Origin of the sequence: Mesorhizobium sp. (assembly GCF_005063415.1) — a bacterium.
In the GTDB taxonomy this organism is placed as follows: Bacteria; Pseudomonadota; Alphaproteobacteria; order Rhizobiales; family Rhizobiaceae; genus Mesorhizobium.
On the sequence record NZ_SUEG01000240.1, the window covers coordinates 241 to 4,773 of the forward strand.

At 62.7% G+C, this 4,533-nt stretch carries 3 protein-coding genes and 1 pseudogene; 3 read left to right on the plus strand and 1 reads right to left on the minus strand.

All coding sequences use genetic code 11. The annotated features are described in order from the left end of the window. On the plus strand, nucleotides 1–1,086 hold a 1,086-nt coding region (locus tag E5W70_RS30830), incomplete at its 5' end, for an NAD(P)-dependent oxidoreductase (RefSeq protein ID WP_292665032.1). A gap of 85 nt (nucleotides 1,087–1,171) precedes the next feature. Here the strand turns inward: E5W70_RS30830 and E5W70_RS30835 are convergent. Next, nucleotides 1,172–2,074, minus strand: a complete 903-nt coding sequence (locus tag E5W70_RS30835; RefSeq protein WP_292665033.1) for a DMT family transporter — start codon at nucleotides 2,072–2,074, stop codon at nucleotides 1,172–1,174. Between the two features lie 322 nt (nucleotides 2,075–2,396). Here E5W70_RS30835 and E5W70_RS30840 point away from each other — a divergent pair, with 322 nt between their 5' ends. Next, on the plus strand, nucleotides 2,397–3,695 hold the full coding sequence (locus E5W70_RS30840) for an adenylosuccinate synthase (RefSeq protein ID WP_292665034.1): 1,299 nt from the start codon (nucleotides 2,397–2,399) through the stop codon (nucleotides 3,693–3,695). Nucleotides 3,696–3,896: 201 nt separating this feature from the next. Further along, nucleotides 3,897–4,533 (plus strand): annotated as a pseudogene (locus tag E5W70_RS30845) (hypothetical protein); the annotation flags it as partial.

Genomic DNA, 4,533 nt, shown 5'->3' on the forward strand with positions numbered 1-4,533 from the left:
GATCCATTCCTGTCGGACAGCCGCGCCGAGGAGCTCGGCGTCGAAAAGGTCGAGCTCGACGAGCTGTTCGCCCGCGCCGACTTCATCACGCTGCACACACCGCTTACCGACAAGACGCGCAACATCATCGATGCCGCGGCGATCGCCAAAATGAAGACCGGTGTGCGCATCATCAATTGCGCGCGTGGCGGGCTGGTCGTCGAGGCCGACCTGATCGCGGCACTGAAAAGCGGCAAGGTGGCAGGCGCCGGCATCGACGTGTTCGAGGTCGAACCGGCGGAGTATAATGAGCTGTTCGGCATGGAGAATGTCGTGGCGACGCCGCATCTCGGCGCGTCGACCACCGAAGCGCAGGAGAATGTCGCCCTGCATGTCGCCGAGCAGATGTCCGACTATCTGATCAAGGGCGCCGTTTCCAACGCCATCAACATGCCGTCGATCACCGCCGAAGAGGCGCCGCGGCTGAAACCTTTCGTCAAGCTTGCCGAAGTGCTCGGCGCCTTTGTCGGACAGGTCACCGAGGATCCGATCAAGGAGGTCGAGATACTGTTCGACGGCTCGACCGCGACGATGAACACGCGCGCGCTGATCAGCGCCACTCTTGCCGGGCTGATCCGGCCGCAAGTCTCCGACGTCAACATGGTGTCGGCGCCGATCATGGTGAAGGAGCGCGGCATCATCGTCGCCGAGGTCAAGCGCGACAAATCCGGCGTGTTCGACGGCTATATCAAGCTGACGGTCAAGACCGAGCACAGGACGCGCTCGATCGCCGGCACCTGCTTCTCGGATGGCAAACCGCGCTTCATCCAGATCAAGGGCATCAATCTCGACGCCGAGGTCGGCCAGCACATGCTCTACACGACCAATGCCGACGCTCCCGGCATCATCGGCCTGCTCGGCACGGTGTGCGGCGAGAACGGCGTCAACATCGCCAATTTCCAGCTCGGCCGCAACCGGCCGGGCGGCGATGCCATTGCATTGCTCTATCTCGATGCGCCGTTCCCGGAAAACGTGTTGGCGCAGGTGCGCTCGCACAAGTCGATCGACTCGGCCAAGCGGCTGCATTTCGACGTCGGCGCGGCCTGAAATTCGGTCGCCCCGTGTGCAGCAGCACGCGGGGCGCTTCCGCGGTCGCTGATGGATTCGCAGGGAAACGTCGCGGCAAACGACTTCATTCAGCAGCAGATGCCGCCATCATCCGTCCGCTGTATTCGGCGAGGCTGATGCCACCGAGCACCAGCGCGAGAGCCAGCGCCTGATAGAGCTGGAATGTCTCACCGACAATCACCACCGACAGCAGCGTACCGAAGATCGGCACCAGATTGATAAACAGGCCGGCCCGGTTGGCGCCGATCAGCTCGTTGCCTCTGATATAGAAGATCTGCGAGATGACCGAAGCACCGATGGCGGTATAGAACGCGACAGCCCAGCCGCGGGCATCGGGGACGATGACCTTGCCGGCGGCAATCTCCCACAGGAAGAAAGGCAGCGATGTGATGAGTGCGGCAACCGACAGCGCCAGCATCAGGCTCTGCCAGCGGATGACCGGCTTCAGCCGCAACCCCACCGAATAGAAGGAGTAGCAAAGCACGGCGACCAGCATGATCGCGTCGCCGAAGTTGAGATCCAGCTTGAGAAGCTGGCGCAGGTCGCCATGGCTCGCCGTCACCGCGACGCCGATGATGGTCAGCACGACGCCAGCGATCTGCACGCCATTGACGCGCAGGCGAAAGAACACAAAATTGGCGATGATGATCACGATCGGGATCGCCGCCTGCTCGATCGAGACGTTGATCGCCGTCGTGTAGTTGAGCGCCGTGTAGAAGATCGTGTTGAAGAAGGCGAAGCCGCAAGCGCCGAGCCCGCCAAGCAGCAACCAGTGCCTACGCACTACGGGCCAGTCGTCATGCAGCGTTCGCCAGCCGATCGGCAGCAGGATCAGAACGGCCAGGATCCAGCGCAGGAAGACCAGCGTCATCGGCGAAATATGGCCGACCGCCAGCTTGCCGGCCACGGAGTTGCCGCCCCACAGCAAGGTGGTGGACAGCAGGAATAGGTAGGCGGCTCGATGCATCGTGACATTCCGGCCAGGCAGAGGGAATTTGACGGTCGGTGTGGGCCTATTGCGACCGCCAGCCCAAGTAAATGATGTCAAAGGCGAAAATTGTTGTGCCTCGGAGCGTTTTCGGCGGCAAAGAGTGGTCGCGCTCGCCGGGTCTTGACGCTATAGAGCGACGTGCGTGCAATTGGACGCTACAAAGTGCGCGTCGGAAGGCTTTAATCCTCGCGTCGTGCTTTTCCGAAAATCGATTCCGATTTTGGGGGCCGATGCGATAGAGGCCTATCGTTTCGAACTGTTTCAAGCTGCTCGTGCGGCGTCTCAAGGGAAAAGAAATATGGCCAATGTGGTGGTCGTCGGCTCGCAATGGGGCGATGAGGGCAAAGGCAAGATCGTAGACTGGCTGTCGGAGCGCGCCGATGTTGTCGTGCGCTTCCAGGGCGGCCACAATGCCGGCCACACGCTGGTCGTCGACGGCAAGGTCTATAAGCTGTCGCTGCTGCCGTCCGGCGTGGTGCGGCAAGGCAAGCTGTCCATCATCGGCAATGGCGTCGTCTTCGATCCGCACGCTTTCGTCGCGGAGGTTGCGAAATTGAAAGCGCAGGGCGTCGAGGTGACGCCGGACCGCCTGAAAATAGCCGAAAACACCGCGCTTATCCTGTCCTTGCACCGGGAGCTGGACGGATTTCGCGAGGACGCCGCTTCCAATTCCGGAACGAAGATCGGCACGACCCGTCGCGGCATCGGTCCCGCCTACGAAGACAAGGTGGGCCGGCGCGCGGTCAGGGTGATGGATTTGGCGGATTTGGAAACGCTGCCCTTGAAGGTCGACAGGCTGCTGACGCACCACAATGCGCTGCGGCGCGGGCTCGGCCATGCCGAGGTCACGCATGAGGCGATCATGAGCGAGCTGATCTCGGTGGCCGACGAGATCCTGCCCTATATGGACCGCGTCTGGAAAATCCTCGACGACAAGCGCCGCGCCGGCGAGCGCATCCTGTTCGAGGGCGCGCAAGGCACGCTGCTCGACATCGACCACGGCACCTACCCGTTCGTCACCTCCTCCAACACCGTTGCCGGCCAGGCCGCTGCCGGGTCGGGTGTCGGCCCGGGCGCCATCGGCTATGTGCTCGGCATCACCAAGGCCTATACGACGCGTGTTGGCGAAGGCCCGTTTCCGACCGAGCAGAAGAACGAGGTCGGCGAGTTCCTGGGCACGCGCGGCCATGAATTCGGCGTCGTCACCGGCCGTAAGCGCCGCTGCGGCTGGTTCGACGCCGTGCTGGTCCGCCAGGCCGTCGCCGTCAACGGCATCAAGGGCATTGCGCTGACCAAGCTCGATGTGCTCGATGGGCTGGACGAGATCAAGGTCTGTACCGGCTACCGCCTAGACGGCGAGGCGATCGATTACCTGCCGGCCAGCCAGGGTGCGCAGGCCCGCGTCGAACCGGTCTACGAGACGCTGGAGGGGTGGAAAGGCACCACCGCCGGCGCGCGCAGCTGGAACGACCTGCCGGCCCAGGCGGTAAAGTACGTCCGCTACATCGAAGAGCTGATCGGTGCGCCGGTCGCACTCCTTTCCACCAGCCCTGAACGGGACGACACGATACTTGTGACCGATCCGTTTCAAGACTAGTTTCTCAGCCTTCCGGGCATTGCGGCTGATTTGCGGGGGCCGGCCCAGAAACAAATGCAGGTCGACTGACGTATGATAGATTTTGTTCCTATTCTGAAAAAGGCGCTCGACAAACTCGGTGAGCCGTCGGCGGAAGTGCGCGCCAGGGTCTATGACAGGGCCCGTTCGTCAATCGCGAAACAACTCGCAGAGAAGGCCACGATGACGCCTTCCGATGTCGACCGGCAGATGCGTGCGCTGGAAGACGCCATCGCCAAAGTCGAGCGGGACTACGCCAAGCCTGCGCCGCCACCCGACCCGCTGGCGGAACTGGAAGACATCTTCTCCTCCATCGACCGCAACAAGAACCAGTCCAGCCATGTCCGGCAGCCGGCAAAGACGGAGCCGGCATGGCAGCCGGCAAAGACCGAACCGGCAAAGATGGAGCCGGCAAAGACTGTGCCAGCATGGCAGCCCACGCCCGCCAAGGCGGCGCCGAACTGGCAAAAGCCGCAGCCCGTCGCTCTTTCTCAGGAGCGCGCTGGTCCGCCGCCGTCCGATATGGATCTTCCGACGGCCGATGACCAAGACGGCGTTTTTCAAGGCGACGACTTTTCCAATGACGGCAGCCGCGCGGAAGACAGGTTCCAGCGGCTCCATCCTGCCGAGCGCAGGCGCAGCTATGGCGGTGTGATCGCCGCTGCCGTCGCCTTGCTGGTCATTGCCGGTGGCGGTTATGGCATCTGGCTGAACAAGGATGCGTTCGGCAGCATGTTCGGCCTCGACGAGACCAAAGCCGTCGCCACCGAACCGCTGGTAAAACCAGCCCCGGCCAAGCCGGTGGCCGATGCGGCAGTAC

Coding starts and splice junctions, on each gene's coding strand:
- E5W70_RS30835 (WP_292665033.1), bottom strand. CDS start 2,074: ATGCATCGAGCCGCCTACCTATTCCTGCTGTCCACCACCTTGCTGTGG.
- E5W70_RS30840 (WP_292665034.1), top strand. CDS start 2,397: ATGGCCAATGTGGTGGTCGTCGGCTCGCAATGGGGCGATGAGGGCAAA.